This window comes from Vibrio sp. 03-59-1 (genome assembly GCF_013114135.1).
In the GTDB taxonomy this organism is placed as follows: domain Bacteria; phylum Pseudomonadota; class Gammaproteobacteria; order Enterobacterales; family Vibrionaceae; genus Vibrio; species Vibrio cortegadensis.
This window is the reverse complement of the sequence record NZ_VTYA01000015.1, coordinates 72,999-88,627: the sequence shown is the minus strand read 5'-3', so window position 1 is coordinate 88,627 and position 15,629 is coordinate 72,999. Positions and strand designations below refer to the sequence as shown.

Here is a 15,629-nt window from a genome sequence, read left to right as displayed (position 1 = left end):
ACGAAACTAGTGATTATCATCAACGAGTGCCCACACAGATTGATAGGTCTAAATTGTTAAAGAGCTTGTTTTAAGCTTTGCTCAAAACGGACGGCCATTTTAGCGATTCAACTAAAAGTGTCAAACACTTTTTTAAGTTATTTCGTAACTCTAAATTGTCCTTCTGAATCACTTCAGAACTCTCTGTGAGCCCTTACCGTGTCAGCGAGGTGGCATTATAGAGATTGCGATCACATTGGCAACCCCTTTTTGCAAAAAAAATGCATTTTATTATCGTTCGACTAAAAAACATTCAAAAGACCATATAAATCGACATTCTGATTACATATCTTTAAATTTTTGAGCAAATTGAGATACTTTTTCCCAATTCGTATATTCAACTTCTTTGCTTGTATCTGTCTCTCCTCCAGTCATCGTCATAATTAAACGAATCATGGTTCTATCAAAGAAGTTATAGCGAGGATAATAGAGCGCTCCAGCGAAAACGCCAATCATCTTAGGTTTCCACGGTGATTTTTTTAAGAAGGTTTTGATATACGCACTACCTTCTGGCGTATCTTTCCCTTGGTCTTCTTTCCTCGCGGTAAGGTTGACACAAAAGAAAGCGACTTTGCTTAACTCCAACTGAGTTAAGTTTTTACTGATGAAACGGTATAGATCTTTGTTTAGATGACCATAGCGAATAGAAGCACCGATCAAAACTCGCTCATACTGAGAAAAGTCCACCGTTTCTATTTCACTGAGATTTTTAGTTTCACAAGAGTAATCTGAAAATTCACCCTCTATATACTGAAGGATTTTTTTCGTTTGGCCTTCTCGGCTTGAATAAAGAAAAAGAGCTTTTGCCACGAGAGCTTCCTTAGCTACGCCAGAACGTAGGAGTCAAAAGAATTAAAAGAGTGAAAATTTCTAAACGGCCAAATAACATGGAGACGACTAATACCCACTTAGCACTATCATTAATATCGCCAAAATGGAGCGCCACCTCGCCAAGGCCAGGGCCTAAATTATTGAGTGTTGCTGCAACCGCGGAGAATGCACTAAGTTCGTCCATTCCTGTCGCTATCAACCCGAGCATACAAACTACAAAAACCAATGCATAGGCGGAAAAGAATCCCCATACCGCATCAACAACTCTTTGCGGTAGGGCTGAACCACCTACTTTAATGGTGTATACCGCTCTAGGGTGGACAAGACGCTTCATTTCACGAGCACCTTGCAAAGTAAGAAGCAGAATTCGAATAACCTTCATTCCACCACCAGTTGATCCTGCACAACCGCCGATAAAGGAAGAGAAGAGTAACAGCACAGGTAAAAACAGTGGCCACTCAGAAAATCCTGTCGTGGTAAAACCAGCCGTTGTTGAGATGGATACTGTTTGGAATAGAGCCTGATCAAAAGCGTCATAGATGGAGTCATAAGACTGGTGATTCAAAAGCAATAAGAAGCAAACAAGAAACAGAACGCTTTGAATAAAGATAAAGGCTCTGAATTCAGGATCTTTCCAATAATATTTAGGGTGCACGCCACCAGAGGCAAATGCAGCAAAGTGCAAAGAGTAGTTACATGCAGAGATAAGAAGAAATACAACCGTGATCATATTTATCGCGTGGCTATCAAAATAGCCCATACTGGCATCATGAGTTGAAAATCCACCGATCGCAATAGTCGAAAAGCTATGGCTAATGGCATCGAAGAAACTCATTCCCGCAAGCCAAAAAGCAAAAGCACACGCAATGGTCAAACTTAAATAGATATACCACAACGCTTTCGCGGTTTCGGCAATTCTCGGGGTCATTTTACTGTCTTTAACTGGGCCTGGAATTTCGGCTCGATATAACTGCATTCCCCCGATCCCAAGAACAGGTAAGATCGCAACCGCAAGTACGATTATCCCCATTCCCCCAAACCATTGTAGAAACTGGCGGTAAAACAGAATCGCTTTAGGCAACTCATCTAACCCGACAATAACGGTCGCTCCCGTTGTCGTTAACGCTGAGAATGATTCAAAAAAGGCATCGGTAACTGAAATACTAGGGTTATCAGCAATAAGAAAGGGAAGTGAGCCAGCACTACCGATTACCGTCCAAAACAAAACGACAATCAGGAAGCCATCCCTCGCTTTTAATTCATGTCGGTGACGTCTATTTGGAAACCAACAGATCCCTCCGCAAAAAAGCAGAACAAAGAAAGTGGTAACAAAAGGAACACCAGCACCATCACGGTACAGTAACGCCACAAATGCAGGCGCTAGCATGGAAACACTAAATAGAGCGAGCAACAGCCCGACGATTCGTATGATTGATCGAAATTGCATGAATAATTAACGAAACTTAGCTTGAAATAAAGCGGCGCTTCTAACTTCCTAGTTATCTTTTATTCCGGTGACCAACGCTTTGGCACCGCTTTTATTTATAATGATTTGAGTAAAGGCATCAACATGACGCTGTTCTATCTCAATATCCATAACAACATGCTCACGATAGTCAGCTTGAGCTTCGACTGCATCGAATTGGCTCATCACTGATTGTGCGATAGGCATAAAAGAGTAGTCTAACTCTAGCCGCAAGTGAGTGGTGATTTTTTTCTCGATTGTTTGAAGCAGCTTTAATGCTTGTTGCACTCCGCCACCATATGCTTTGACTAAACCACCCGTTCCAAGCTTAATTCCACCCGAATAACGTGTGACAACCGCCGTTAGCTCACCCACTCCAGATCCTGATAATTGCGCTAAGATTGGTTTTCCTGCGGTCCCAGAAGGTTCACCATCATCACTAAACCCCCACTTCATTGAATCTTCAGCTCGGCCAGCGACAAAACCCCAACAATTATGTCGAGCTCCAGAATGTTCTGCTTTGATCTGTTCAACAAACAGCTTCGCAGCTTCTACACTTGGTGTATGGGCTAAATGAGTTATGAAGACGCTTTTTTTAATTTCTTCTTCAAATGTCACAGGTGAAGAAGGAATTAGATAGGGAAGAAAATTCATGGTTATCAATTTATATGAATAGTGGCGCTAGTGTAACACGCTCCAAATAAAAGCGATCCTAGATCTGACCCTGCGCACAATGTTAAACAAATGTTTAAAAAATGTATTGAGTTTGACCATCTACAAGTCCACACTAGACTTACTGGTCTAACCAGAACATAAAAACAACACTAATTCTCTCAAACAATCAAGGATTGTGAGTGACGGAGATAGATAATGATTTACCAATCGAACACCCTACAAGTTAAGGAATTACAAGACGGTATCGCAGAATTGAGCTTTTGCGCACCAGCGTCGGTCAACAAGCTTGATCTTGCAACTCTTGAATCACTAGATAAAGCACTCGATGCTCTAAATCAACACCAAAGTTTAAGTGGATTAATCCTTACTTCAAACAAAGACACTTTTATTGTTGGTGCAGATATTACCGAGTTTCTTGGTCTGTTTTCGAAACCAGAAGCAGAGCTAGAAGAGTGGCTTAAGTTTGCCAATAGCATCTTCAACAAGCTTGAAGATCTTCCTGTTCCAACACTTTCGATGATCCGCGGTCATGCACTTGGTGGCGGTTGTGAGTGTGTACTCGCGACCGATTTCCGGATTGGAGACAAGACCACCAGCATTGGTCTACCTGAAACTAAACTAGGTATCATGCCAGGATTTGGTGGGTGTGTTCGTCTACCTAGAGTAATAGGTGCAGATAGCGCCATGGAAATTATTACCGCAGGTAAAGCGAACCGAGCAGATGACGCATTAAAAATTGGCCTTCTCGATGCCGTTGTAGACAGCGATAAATTGCTCGACTCTGCCATCAATACCATCACTCTCGCTAAAAATGAACAGCTTGATTGGCAAGCTCGACGCAAACAGAAAACATCCGCTCTCACGCTAAGCAAGCTAGAAGCGATGATGAGCTTTACGATGGCAAAAGGTTTGGTCATTCAAAAAGCAGGGCCTCACTACCCAGCACCGATCACGTCTGTTAAAGCGATTGAAGATGCCGCACGTTTAAGCCGAGATGGCGCACTCGATGTTGAAAGACAATACTTCGTAAAACTCGCCAAATCAGAAGTCGCCCAAGCTCTTGTTGGTCTGTTCCTCAACGATCAATACATTAAAGGTATCGCAAAAACTGCCGCGAAATCAGCAAGCAAAGAAACTCAGCGAGCAGCGGTATTAGGTGCCGGTATTATGGGTGGTGGTATCGCTTATCAATCTGCTCTGAAAGGTGTTCCGGTAATAATGAAAGACATCGCACAAGCATCGCTAGATTTAGGCATGAATGAGGCTTCTAAGCTACTCAATAAACGCTTATCTCGTGGTCGTTTAGATGGTTTCAAAATGGCAGGGATTCTTTCATCGATCACTCCAAGCCTACATTATGCGGGCATCGAACAGTCCGATATCATCGTAGAAGCCGTGGTTGAGAACCCAAAAATCAAAGCCGCAGTATTAAATGAAGTCGAATCACATGTCGGTGAAGATACAGTTGTCACATCAAATACCTCGACGATTCCAATCAACTTATTAGCAAAATCACTCAAACGCCCTGAAAATTTCTGCGGCATGCACTTCTTCAACCCAGTACATCGCATGCCCCTTGTTGAAATCATTCGTGGCGAACACACCTCTGACGAGACGATCAACCGAGTGGTGGCATACGCAGCAAAAATGGGGAAATCACCTATTGTTGTCAATGACTGCCCCGGTTTCTTCGTCAACCGCGTGTTATTCCCTTACTTTGGTGGGTTTAGCAAACTGCTCAGTGATGGTGCTGATTTCACAAAAGTCGATAAAGTCATGGAACGTCAATTTGGCTGGCCAATGGGACCTGCTTACCTACTTGACGTTGTTGGTATTGATACAGCTCACCACGCACAAGCCGTTATGGCGCAAGGATTCCCAGACCGAATGGGCAAAAATGGTAAAGATGCCATCGATGCGTTATTTGAAGCGGATAAATACGGTCAGAAAAACGGTTCAGGTTTCTACAGTTATAGCGTAGATAAAAAAGGTCGACCGAAAAAGACATTCACAGAAGATGTTCTACCTTTACTGAAAAATGTGTGCAGTGACGCTCAAGACTTTGATGATCAGACGATTATTCAACGCGTCATGATTCCAATGATTAATGAAGTCGTTCTCTGTTTACAAGAAGGGATTATTGCATCACCTCAAGAAGCGGATATGGCACTGGTATATGGCTTAGGCTTCCCGCCATTCAGAGGCGGTGTATTCCGTTACCTAGATAGTATTGGTATTCAAAACTATGTACAAATGGCTGAACAATACCAAGAGCTTGGTGCTTTGTATCATGTTCCTCAGATGTTGAAAGATATGGCAGAAAGCGGCGAAAGCTTTTACCAATCTCAACAATCTAGCTCACTTTAACTCTATCTTTGGAAAAGGAATATAAAGATGAATAACGTAGTAATTGTTGATTGTCTTCGTACACCGATGGGACGTTCTAAAGGTGGAGCATTTCGTCACACGAGAGCTGAAGATTTATCGGCTCACTTAATGAAAGGCATTTTAGAGCGTAACCCTCAAGTCGACTCAAAACAGATCGAAGATATTTATTGGGGTTGTGTACAGCAAACACTAGAGCAAGGTTTTAACGTGGCACGTAACGCCGCCCTACTTGCTGGCCTGCCGATTGAAATTGGTGCCGTAACGGTGAACCGTTTATGTGGTTCATCTATGCAAGCTCTGCATGATGCGGCACGTTCCATCATGGTCGGTGATGCTGAAATCTGCTTGATCGGCGGTGTTGAACACATGGGACACGTCCCAATGAACCACGGGGTTGATTTCCACCCAGGTATGTCGAAGCACGTAGCTAAAGCCGCAGGCATGATGGGATTGACCGCTGAAATGCTCGGTAAAATGCACGGTATCAGCCGTGAAGATCAAGATGCATTCGCGGCACGTTCTCACGCCAGAGCACAAGCCGCGACTGTAGAAGGTCGTTTCAAGAATGAAATCCTTCCTACTGAAGCACATGCCGCTGATGGATCGCTGTTTACATTAGATTATGATGAAGTTATCCGCCCGGAGACAACAGTTGAAGGCTTATCTCAACTCCGTCCTGTATTCGATCCTGCAAATGGTACGGTCACTGCGGGCACCTCTTCAGCGCTATCTGATGGTGCTTCTGCCATGCTCATCATGAGTGAAGATAAAGCCAACGAACTCGGCTTAACTATTCGAGCAAAAGTTCGCTCTATGGCGATTGCTGGCTGCGATCCTTCAATCATGGGATATGGCCCAGTTCCTGCGACACAAAAAGCACTTAAACGTGCCGGCCTAGAGATAGGCGATATGGATGTCGTCGAACTCAATGAAGCCTTTGCTGCACAATCATTACCGTGTGCGAAAGATTTAGGTTTACTCGATGTAGTCGATGAAAAGGTCAACCTCAATGGGGGCGCAATCGCATTAGGTCACCCTCTGGGTTGCTCTGGCTCTCGTATCTCCACAACATTGATCAACCTGATGGAAGCAAAAGATGCGAAGTATGGGTTAGCCACAATGTGTATTGGTTTAGGCCAAGGTATTGCGACGATTTTTGAACGTCCATAGCTTTAAATATTCATAGAGGCTAAAGCGTTCTGACAGTATGCGGATATCATAAGAGTCTGCATACACCCGATGAAACGAAGAGATAGAATGCACACACCGCCTTCTATCTCTTTTTTTATCGGTGATCATCGACAATTAATGTATGCTTAAAACGCATAGTAAACATGTCAAAGTATCATTTTTTTTCTTTATCACTCTGTCCTACACTCATTGTCATTAACAAAACAGATATTGATAAGCTGAATCCATATTGAACCTTTCAGCGATGTCACCACACCTACATTGGAATCTCTGGAGAATTTTTATGTTTAAAGCATTAGTCCTAAACCAAGAAGAAAAAAAGACCATCGCAGCGGTAACCGAAATTGAAGAGTCACAGCTACCTGAAGGTAACGTAAAGATCGATGTGAACTACTCTTCTCTAAACTACAAAGATGGATTAGCAATTACAGGTAAAGGACGAATCATCCGTAACTTCCCAATGGTTCCCGGTATTGATTTAGCAGGGAAAGTATCTCACTCAGATGACCCTCGCTATAAAGAAGGTGATGAAGTTGTTCTTACTGGTTGGGGCGTTGGTGAAGGTCACTGGGGCGGAATGGCAGAGAAAGCAAGCTTAAAGGGCGACTGGTTAGTGCCTATGCCAAAAGGGCTTGATGCTAAAAAAGTAATGACGATTGGTACCGCTGGTTTTACAGCAATGCTTTGTGTTCAGGCGATTGTTGATGCAGGCGTGAAACCAGAAGACGGTGAGATCCTCGTGACAGGTTCAAGCGGTGGTGTAGGCAGCGTGTCAATTACTCTGCTTAACCAACTTGGTTATAAAGTAGCAGCCGTCACTGGCCGAGCTTCAGAAAACGGAGAGCTACTTAAATCACTCGGAGCAAGCCGCATTGTTGAGCGAGCTGAACTTGAAGAACCAGCAAAACCATTAGAGAAACAGTTATGGGCAGGCGCGATTGATACGGTTGGCAGCAAAGTATTAGCAAAAGTATTGGCTCAAATGGATTACAACAGCGTTGTGGCTGCATGTGGCCTTGCTGGTGGTTTTGACTTACCGACAACGGTTATGCCATTTATTTTACGTAATGTCCGCCTACAAGGTGTTGATTCCGTAATGTGCCCACGAGAGAAACGCATTAAAGCGTGGGAACAACTTTCTGAACTATTACCAGAGTCATTCTATGACCAAGCAAGTAAAGAGGTCTCTTTAGAAGAGGCTATTCAAGCCGCTGAAGATATCACTAACGGCCAAATCACAGGTCGTGTTGTAATTAAGATTTAGTCCAAATGCTATCGCTTCAAAAAAGATAGCACCAAAGAAGAAAGGTGATGCTCATGGCATCACCTTTTTTATATCCAGTCTATTGAGACATTAGCTAGCGATTCAATAAATCCACGCCATCAATCTAATCAATAATAGTAACCATAACGAATCCAACTAACTGCCCAGGCCTATATCTTCCACTCTTTTTGTAATCAGCTTTCTACACTCATCTTTAAGTACGCGGCGCAGCCAAGCCTGAGCAGGTGACGTATCGCAACGTGAATGCCAAATCAGCGAATAATCAAACGGTGTGAACTCAAATGGAAGCCGTTTAACCACCAAATCATAACGTTCTGCCACAAGGTAAGCTAAGTCAGCAGGGACAGTGATCACTAATGGCATCTTATCGACAATCGCCAACGCGGCTTCTAAGTGATAAGCACGCAACACCATCCGGCGCTCTTTTTGATTGACGAGCGCATTATCAAGCAGAGCTTTCACCCCATCACTTATCGCGATCATCGCATGAGGCAGTGACACATAATCTTCCAGCGACAGCGGCTTATTTGCTAATGGGTGATTCTTAGACACCAGACAAGACACGCCCACCAGCCCTAAAACTTCTTGCTTCAATGGTGCAACAGAACCTATCGGCCTACAAATTGCCATATCCACACGCTCAGTGCTGAGTTGTTTAAATAAGTGCTCATGTTGCAGTGGAGCAAATTCCAAAGAGATATTCGGGGCTTGCTCATAAATTTTAGGCAAGGCATAAGGCAAGATCGTCTGCATCGCATAATCTGTCGTCGCAATAATAAAGTGCTGATCGCAATACAGAGGAGAAAAATCACTGGGAGTAAGAAGTTGGCGTAAAGATTCTAACGGCTGATTGATCCGAGAATTAATTTCACGCGCTTTTTCAGTTGGGACAAGATGCTGACCTTGGCGAGTAAAAAGAGGATCATCTAGCATGTCACGTAAGCGCCCTAACACTCGACTCATCGCAGACTGGCTCAAGTTAAGGCGAACGGCTGCCCGACTGACGCTGCTCTCTTCGAGTAACACTTTTAATGCGACTAATAAATTTAAATCGCGACGATATATCTCTTCTAATTCCACAATCTTAATCCTGCGAACTGACACTTCACATTTATACCATGCATTAGATAAAAAAAATCCCGCAGTTAAGCGGGGAAGCCCAAGAAAAATGGGGATAGTGTCGGAATAAGGTGTTGTTCAGGTTTGGATTTAGTTTTCTTGTTCTTCCGAAGAGCTATGCCAACGGCGCATCTCAATCCAAATACCAATAATTGTGGCACTCATACCAATCAAAGGCATAAATGACGCTTCTTCTGGTGACCTAAGCACTAAGGCACAAAAAGAGATAAAGCATAAAACCGAATAAATCGTTAACCTATCTAGTGCAGTCAACATCGCCACTCCTTAGCTCAATTGTTACCAGGTTGTTAATTAAGTTAAAGCAAATAGATCGATTTGCCAAGGGTTATTGCATATTTTTTCTACAGAAGTATCATTCCCAGCTCAAAAGCACGATAAAACACTAGAGATATCACCATGACAATCAATTTGGAACTGGCCACTCACACACTTGAAGCGGAAGGATTACGCTGCCCAGAGCCGGTAATGATGGTTAGGAAGACAATACGCAACATGCAGGATGGAGACGTCCTATTAGTAAAAGCTGACGATCCTTCCACCACGCGAGATATCCCAAGTTTTTGTCGCTTTATGGATCATCAACTTGTGAGTGCTCAAGTAGAAAGCCTGCCTTATACCTATTTGATCAGAAAAGGATTAGAAGAGTAGTTAAATTTAACGACTCGTTGACTGAAAAAGCTCAGTAAGAGTCAAAGAAAAAGCCGCCATATGACTAACTGGCGGCTTTTTTTATTCTTTTTCAACATTATGCAGTTGTGATTGAAGCTTATCGAGTTGGTGTTGCATTTCACGCATATCCTTACGCATTGGAATAATATGTGCGACTCGGATCCAAGCTTCAGCAGCAAGGCCCGTCATGACAATAGAACCAACCACCATAGGTAACCACATTTCAGTCAAAACCATACCTAACAAAGTTAACGCTAAGCCAACGGTAAAAAGATAACTTTGTTTTTCTGGAGTCATTCCCATATAGCGAGTCAACATAATCGTACCCTCCTATTTGTAACTCTTAAGATTAAAGTAGCATGACAATTGTGACACTTGTGTGTCAGTCATCACGCTTAAATACGATTTCGGATGAGATTTTGATCTAAGCTAAATTTCGTTTTGCTACTCAGTAATAACTCAGTCATTAAGGCTTAATTCATCCACCAAAAAGGCTCTATTTATCCTTATTTTAGATGCGCGTTAAAATTCACGAATAAATGAAGTTCAACCGATTTTTCCTTTAACTCCCACCTCTTCAACTAAAAATAATCAAAAAACAGCGAAAACTCGAACCATGCTGATTAAATAACCAACATTGCCCCTACTCGCTTTCTGAATATCTGCGTATAATCGAAGGTTATTTTCAGAACTCAGACAAAAGAATCGCGCGAATTTAATTATGCAAAAATACGATATCAAAACCTTCCAGGGAATGATCCTCGCGCTGCAGGATTATTGGGCTCAAAACGGTTGTACCATTGTTCAACCTTTGGATATGGAAGTAGGTGCGGGTACCTCTCACCCAATGACATGTTTACGTGCACTTGGCCCAGAGCCAATGTCTACGGCATACGTTCAACCTTCACGTCGTCCTACTGATGGCCGTTACGGTGAAAACCCAAACCGTCTGCAGCACTACTATCAATTCCAAGTAGCACTAAAACCTTCTCCAGATAATATTCAGGAGTTGTACCTAGGCTCTCTTGAAGTGCTTGGTGTCGATCCACTTGTGCATGATATTCGCTTCGTAGAAGACAACTGGGAAAACCCGACGTTGGGTGCTTGGGGTCTTGGCTGGGAAGTATGGCTAAATGGCATGGAAGTGACTCAATTCACTTACTTCCAACAAGTTGGCGGCCTTGAATGTAAACCAGTAACAGGTGAGATCACTTACGGTATTGAGCGTCTAGCAATGTACATCCAAGAAGTAGACTCAGTTTACGATCTTGTATGGAACGTAGCACCAGATGGTTCTAACGTGACTTACGGTGATATCTTCCACCAAAACGAAGTTGAGCAGTCAACTTACAACTTTGAACACGCAGACGTAGATTTCCTATTCGGTTTCTTCGACCAGTGTGAGAAAGAGTGTAAAGAGCTACTTGAACTAGAAAAACCACTGCCACTTCCAGCTTACGAGCGCATTCTTAAAGCGGGTCATGCATTTAACCTACTTGATGCTCGTAAAGCAATTTCAGTAACAGAACGTCAGCGTTACATCCTTCGTATTCGCAACCTGACTAAAGCGGTAGCAGAAGCGTACTACGCATCACGTGAAGCACTTGGCTTCCCAATGTGTAAGAAGAGCGAGGAGAAGTAACTATGGCGAAGAATTTTCTAATTGAACTAGGTACGGAAGAGCTTCCACCAACAGCACTTCGTTCTCTAGCAGAAGCCTTTGCTTCTAACTTTGAAGCTGGTCTTAAATCTGCTGAACTTTCTCACGAAGGCATCAAGTGGTACGCAGCACCTCGCCGCCTAGCACTTAAAGTGACAGCACTGGCTGAAGGCCAAGCAGACAAAGTCGTTGAAAAACGTGGTCCTGCAATTTCTGTAGCATTCGATGCTGAAGGCAACGCGACCAAAGCAGCACAAGGTTGGGCTCGTGGTAACGGTATTACTGTTGAGCAAGCTGATCGTCTGAAAACAGACAAAGGCGAATGGCTTCTTTTCAAACAAGAAGTAGCTGGCAAACCAGTTCAAGAATTGGTAATGGACATCGCTGCGAAAGCACTCGCGGGCCTACCAATTCCTAAAGCAATGCGCTGGGGTAACTCAGACATTCAATTTATCCGTCCAGTGAAAACACTGACAGTACTACTAGGTGATGAGCTTGTTGAAGGCGAAATCCTAGGCGTAGCTTCTGCTCGTACTATCCGTGGCCACCGTTTCATGGGCGAACAAGAATTCACAATCGACTCTGCTGACCAGTACCCTGCGATCCTAGAAGAGCGCGGTAAAGTAATGGCAGATTACGAAGCGCGTAAAGCGATCATCCTTGCTGATGCTAAAAAAGCAGCAGACGCAGTTGGCGGTATTGCTGACCTAGAAGATGACCTTGTTGAAGAAGTTACCTCTTTGGTTGAATGGCCAGTGGTGCTTACTGCTAAATTTGAGCAAGAGTTCCTAAAAGTGCCTTCTGAAGCCTTGGTTTACACCATGAAAGGCGACCAAAAGTACTTCCCAGTGTATGACGCTGATAAGAACCTTCTGCCAAACTTCATCTTCGTTTCAAACATCGAGTCTAAAGAGCCTCGTCACGTAATCGAAGGTAACGAGAAGGTTGTACGTCCACGTCTTGCTGATGCTGAGTTCTTCTTCAACACAGACCGTAAGCGTCCGCTTATCGACCGTCTTCCTGAACTAGACCAAGCTATCTTCCAGAAGCAACTGGGCACAATCAAAGACAAAACAGACCGCATCACAGAACTTGCTGGCTACATTGCTGAGCAAATCGATGCTGACGTTGAAAAGTCTAAGCGTGCTGGCCTACTGGCTAAGTGTGACCTAATGACGTCTATGGTATTCGAATTTACGGATACGCAAGGTGTGATGGGCATGCACTACGCGACTCACGATGGTGAAGACGAGCAAGTTGCACTAGCACTTTACGAGCAGTACATGCCTCGTTTCGCCGGTGACACACTACCAAGCACGGGGATCTCTTCAGCAGTCGCAATGGCAGACAAGCTAGACACTATCGTAGGTATCTTCGGTATTGGCCAAGCACCAAAAGGTTCTGACCCATTCGCACTACGTCGTGCATCACTAGGTGTACTACGTATCATCGTTGAAAACGGCTACAACCTAGACCTAACGGATCTGATCGGTAAAGCGAAAGAGCTACTAGGCGACAAGCTAACCAACAAAAACGTAGAAGCTGACGTTATCGACTTCATGCTAGGTCGTTTCCGCGCATGGTACCAAGATGCTGGTTTCAGCGTTGATATCATCCAAGCGGTACTAGCACGTCGTCCAACTAAGCCAGCTGACTTTGACCAACGTGTTAAAGCCGTTTCTCACTTCCGTGAACTGGAAGCAGCAGAAGCACTAGCAGCAGCGAACAAACGTGTAGGTAACATCCTTGCGAAATTCGATGGCGAACTACCAGCTGAAATCGATCTAGCTCTTCTTCAAGAAGACGCAGAGAAAGCTCTAGCTGAAAACGTTGAAGTAATGACAGAAGCACTAGAACCAGCATTCGCAACAGGTAACTACCAAGAAGCCCTAAGCAAACTTGCTGACCTACGTGAACCCGTTGATGCATTCTTCGATAACGTAATGGTCATGGCTGATGACGAAGCGCTTAAGAAGAACCGTCTAACGCTACTGAACAACCTGCGTAACCTATTCCTACAGATTGCTGATATTTCTCTTCTACAGAAATAATCATTACATCCGTAGCGAAAAAATATTAGGGAAGCATTTTTGCTTCCCTTTTTTCATCCCTTACATTCACCTTTAAAGCCTCCTAAATAGTGCCATTCTGATATTCGTCTCATTTCAAACGGAGCAAACGATTCACTTATCTTCATCGTAACTCTACCTTTTTTTCAATTTTTAACTTTTCGTGCTTTTCGTCGCAAAATTTGTGCGGTATGTTCATAGTTAACACAGCACTTTTCCACTAGTGGAAAGCCCTCAATAAAAAGAACTATTAATGAATTAGGTACGATAAGTAATGCAATTTTCTAAGTTTGGTGAAAAGTTTAATCGATATACTGGAATAACTCGTCTAATGGACGATCTCAATGATGGCCTACGCACACCAGGAGCCATCATGCTCGGTGGTGGTAACCCTGCCGCCATTCCAGCCATGCTCGATTACTTTAGCCAAGCCAGTGGAGAGATGCTCGCTAATGGTGAACTTGTCGCTGCCATGGCGAATTACGATGGCCCTCAAGGAAAGGATGCCTTCGTAAAGTCACTCGCTAAGTTACTCAAAGAAACTTACGGTTGGGACATCAGCGAAAAGAACATCAGCCTAACCAACGGCAGTCAAAGTGGTTTCTTCTACCTATTTAACTTATTAGCAGGACAACAACCTGACGCCTCGCATAGGAAAATTCTATTGCCATTAGCACCCGAATACATTGGATATGGCGATGCGGGTATTGATGACGATATTTTTGTCTCTTACCACCCAGAGATTGAGATGCTGGATAATCGCCAGTTTAAATATCATGTCGATTTCGAAGAGCTAAAAATCGATGACTCTGTTGCCGCGATTTGTGCTTCTCGCCCAACCAATCCAACAGGCAACGTCCTGACCGATGAAGAAGTTCGTAAATTGGACAAACTCGCTCGCGAAAACAATATTCCGCTACTGATAGATAACGCTTACGGCCTACCTTTTCCGAATATTATCTTTGAAGATGTCGAACCTTTCTGGAATGAGAACACGATATTGTGTATGAGCCTTTCTAAGCTTGGCTTACCTGGTGTCCGCTGCGGCATTGTGATCGCCAGTGAAGAAGTGACTCAAGCGCTCACCAATATGAATGGCATCATCAGTTTAGCGCCTGGTAGCTTAGGCCCTGCGATCGCCAACCATATGATTACGAATAACGATCTACTACGTTTGAGCACGGATGTGATTAAACCTTTCTACAAACAAAAATCGTTGCGTGCTGTCGAGTTACTACAACAAGCGATTCCAGATGAACGCTTTCGGATCCACAAGCCTGAAGGTGCGATCTTCTTATGGTTATGGTTTGATGAACTGCCGATTACCACCATGGAACTGTACAATCGTTTGAAAGCTCGTGGCGTACTGATCGTTCCTGGCGAATACTTCTTTATTGGTCAGGAAGATGACTGGGAGCATGCTCATCAGTGCCTACGCATGAACTACGTACAAGATGATGAAATGATGCAGAAAGGCATCAATATTATCGCGGAAGAGATCGAAAAAGCTTATCAACAAGGTTAGATAAGCGTTGTGGAACAGAAAAGAGCGCCAATGGGCGCTCTTCTTGTCTTAGCTTAAGGTAAAGCCGTTATCTATTCGATGTTTGACTTAATTATTATCAATTAGATTTTTACCATTGATTGCAATTTTACGTGGCTGCATCGCTTCTGGGATTTCTCTTTCTAAATCCACATGCAGCAAGCCATTTTCCATTGTTGCGCCAATCACTTTAACGTAATCCGCCAATTGGAATTTACGCTCAAAATCGCGCTCTGCAATACCTTGATAAACATAGTTTTTATTTTCTTCAGCTTGACGCTCACCACGAACAATCAGCATATTCTCTTTCTGAGTAATGTCTAAATGCTCATCAGCAAAACCGGCCACCGCCATTGTAATGCGATACTTATTTTCATCTTGCTGTTCAATATTGTACGGCGGGTAACCACCAGAAGAATTTTTTGACGTATTCGCTTCCATCAGATTAAACAGACGATCAAAGCCAATAGCGTTGCGGTATAGGGGCGTGAAATCTACAGTTCTCATAGTACTATCCTTTCGTTAAGCAATAGTCTTAGCGTGGAGTATGACTAAAATCAATACAGTGAATGACTTAGTAAACCGCTAAGAGTGTCAATATTCATTCCTCTGGCTTCACCTCAATTGGCGACAACTCTGGGACATGAACATGCATCATTTTTAAATTGTGTGCT

The 15,629-nt window shown here is 43.5% G+C and carries 14 protein-coding genes; 7 read left to right on the top strand and 7 right to left on the bottom strand.

The window, feature by feature from the left end; all coding sequences use genetic code 11:
• Window positions 1-321 precede the first annotated feature (321 nt).
• Genes hemG through F0249_RS15455 form a run of 3 tightly spaced genes read right to left on the bottom strand, consistent with a single transcriptional unit; the run spans window position 322 to window position 2,989 of the window.
• Entirely contained in the window at window positions 322-849 is a 528-nt protein-coding gene (gene hemG / locus F0249_RS15465) for a menaquinone-dependent protoporphyrinogen IX dehydrogenase (RefSeq protein WP_171757135.1), read from the bottom strand.
• 10 nt (window positions 850-859) lie between these two features.
• Window positions 860-2,317: a TrkH family potassium uptake protein gene (locus tag F0249_RS15460; protein ID WP_029203544.1), complete on the bottom strand. Its 1,458-nt coding sequence runs from the start codon at window positions 2,315-2,317 to the stop codon at window positions 860-862.
• Window positions 2,318-2,365: 48 nt separating this feature from the next.
• A complete protein-coding gene (locus F0249_RS15455) occupies window positions 2,366-2,989 on the bottom strand; it encodes a YigZ family protein (protein ID WP_171757134.1) in 624 nt (207 codons plus the stop codon).
• A gap of 216 nt (window positions 2,990-3,205) precedes the next feature.
• Here F0249_RS15455 and fadB point away from each other — a divergent pair, with 216 nt between their 5' ends.
• The 3 genes from fadB (at window position 3,206) to F0249_RS15440 (ending at window position 7,853) form a co-directional block, all read left to right on the top strand.
• Window positions 3,206-5,377, top strand: a complete 2,172-nt coding sequence (fadB, locus tag F0249_RS15450) for a fatty acid oxidation complex subunit alpha FadB (protein ID WP_171757133.1) — start codon at window positions 3,206-3,208, stop codon at window positions 5,375-5,377.
• Window positions 5,378-5,404: 27 nt separating this feature from the next.
• Window positions 5,405-6,568, top strand: a complete 1,164-nt coding sequence (gene fadA / locus F0249_RS15445; protein WP_171757132.1) for an acetyl-CoA C-acyltransferase FadA — start codon at window positions 5,405-5,407, stop codon at window positions 6,566-6,568.
• A 304-nt stretch (window positions 6,569-6,872) separates the two neighbouring features.
• Window positions 6,873-7,853 carry an MDR family oxidoreductase gene (locus tag F0249_RS15440; RefSeq protein WP_171757131.1) on the top strand — a complete coding sequence of 327 codons (981 nt, stop codon included), beginning with the start codon at window positions 6,873-6,875 and terminating at the stop codon, window positions 7,851-7,853.
• A gap of 156 nt (window positions 7,854-8,009) precedes the next feature.
• Here F0249_RS15440 and F0249_RS15435 read toward each other — a convergent pair whose 3' ends face one another.
• Entirely contained in the window at window positions 8,010-8,954 is a 945-nt protein-coding gene (locus F0249_RS15435) for a LysR family transcriptional regulator (RefSeq protein ID WP_136995897.1), read from the bottom strand.
• A 129-nt stretch (window positions 8,955-9,083) separates the two neighbouring features.
• Complete coding sequence (locus tag F0249_RS15430) at window positions 9,084-9,269, bottom strand: hypothetical protein (protein WP_017054299.1); 186 nt, start codon at window positions 9,267-9,269, stop codon at window positions 9,084-9,086.
• Window positions 9,270-9,410: 141 nt separating this feature from the next.
• On the opposite strand from F0249_RS15430, the gene tusA reads away from it, so the two are divergent.
• On the top strand, window positions 9,411-9,662 hold the full coding sequence (gene tusA, locus F0249_RS15425) for a sulfurtransferase TusA (RefSeq protein ID WP_017054300.1): 252 nt from the start codon (window positions 9,411-9,413) through the stop codon (window positions 9,660-9,662).
• Between the two features lie 81 nt (window positions 9,663-9,743).
• Here the strand turns inward: tusA and F0249_RS15420 are convergent, their stop codons facing one another.
• Window positions 9,744-10,001 carry a hypothetical protein gene (locus tag F0249_RS15420; protein WP_017054301.1) on the bottom strand — a complete coding sequence of 86 codons (258 nt, stop codon included), beginning with the start codon at window positions 9,999-10,001 and terminating at the stop codon, window positions 9,744-9,746.
• 403 nt (window positions 10,002-10,404) lie between these two features.
• Between F0249_RS15420 and glyQ the strand changes: the two genes are divergently transcribed.
• The 3 genes from glyQ to F0249_RS15405 all read left to right on the top strand — a co-directional run bounded on the left by glyQ (window position 10,405) and on the right by F0249_RS15405 (window position 14,937).
• Window positions 10,405-11,325 carry a glycine--tRNA ligase subunit alpha gene (glyQ, locus tag F0249_RS15415; RefSeq protein WP_017054302.1) on the top strand — a complete coding sequence of 307 codons (921 nt, stop codon included), beginning with the start codon at window positions 10,405-10,407 and terminating at the stop codon, window positions 11,323-11,325.
• A gap of 2 nt (window positions 11,326-11,327) precedes the next feature.
• Window positions 11,328-13,394: a glycine--tRNA ligase subunit beta gene (glyS, locus tag F0249_RS15410; RefSeq protein ID WP_171757130.1), complete on the top strand. Its 2,067-nt coding sequence runs from the start codon at window positions 11,328-11,330 to the stop codon at window positions 13,392-13,394.
• Window positions 13,395-13,686: 292 nt separating this feature from the next.
• Window positions 13,687-14,937 (top strand): valine--pyruvate transaminase, encoded by a 1,251-nt coding sequence (locus tag F0249_RS15405; protein WP_171757129.1) that lies wholly within the window; start codon window positions 13,687-13,689, stop codon window positions 14,935-14,937.
• 87 nt (window positions 14,938-15,024) lie between these two features.
• Here the strand turns inward: F0249_RS15405 and F0249_RS15400 are convergent, their stop codons facing one another.
• Window positions 15,025-15,462, bottom strand: coding sequence for an Hsp20 family protein (locus F0249_RS15400; RefSeq protein WP_017054305.1), 438 nt, complete (start codon window positions 15,460-15,462; stop codon window positions 15,025-15,027).
• Window positions 15,463-15,629: the final 167 nt, after the last annotated feature.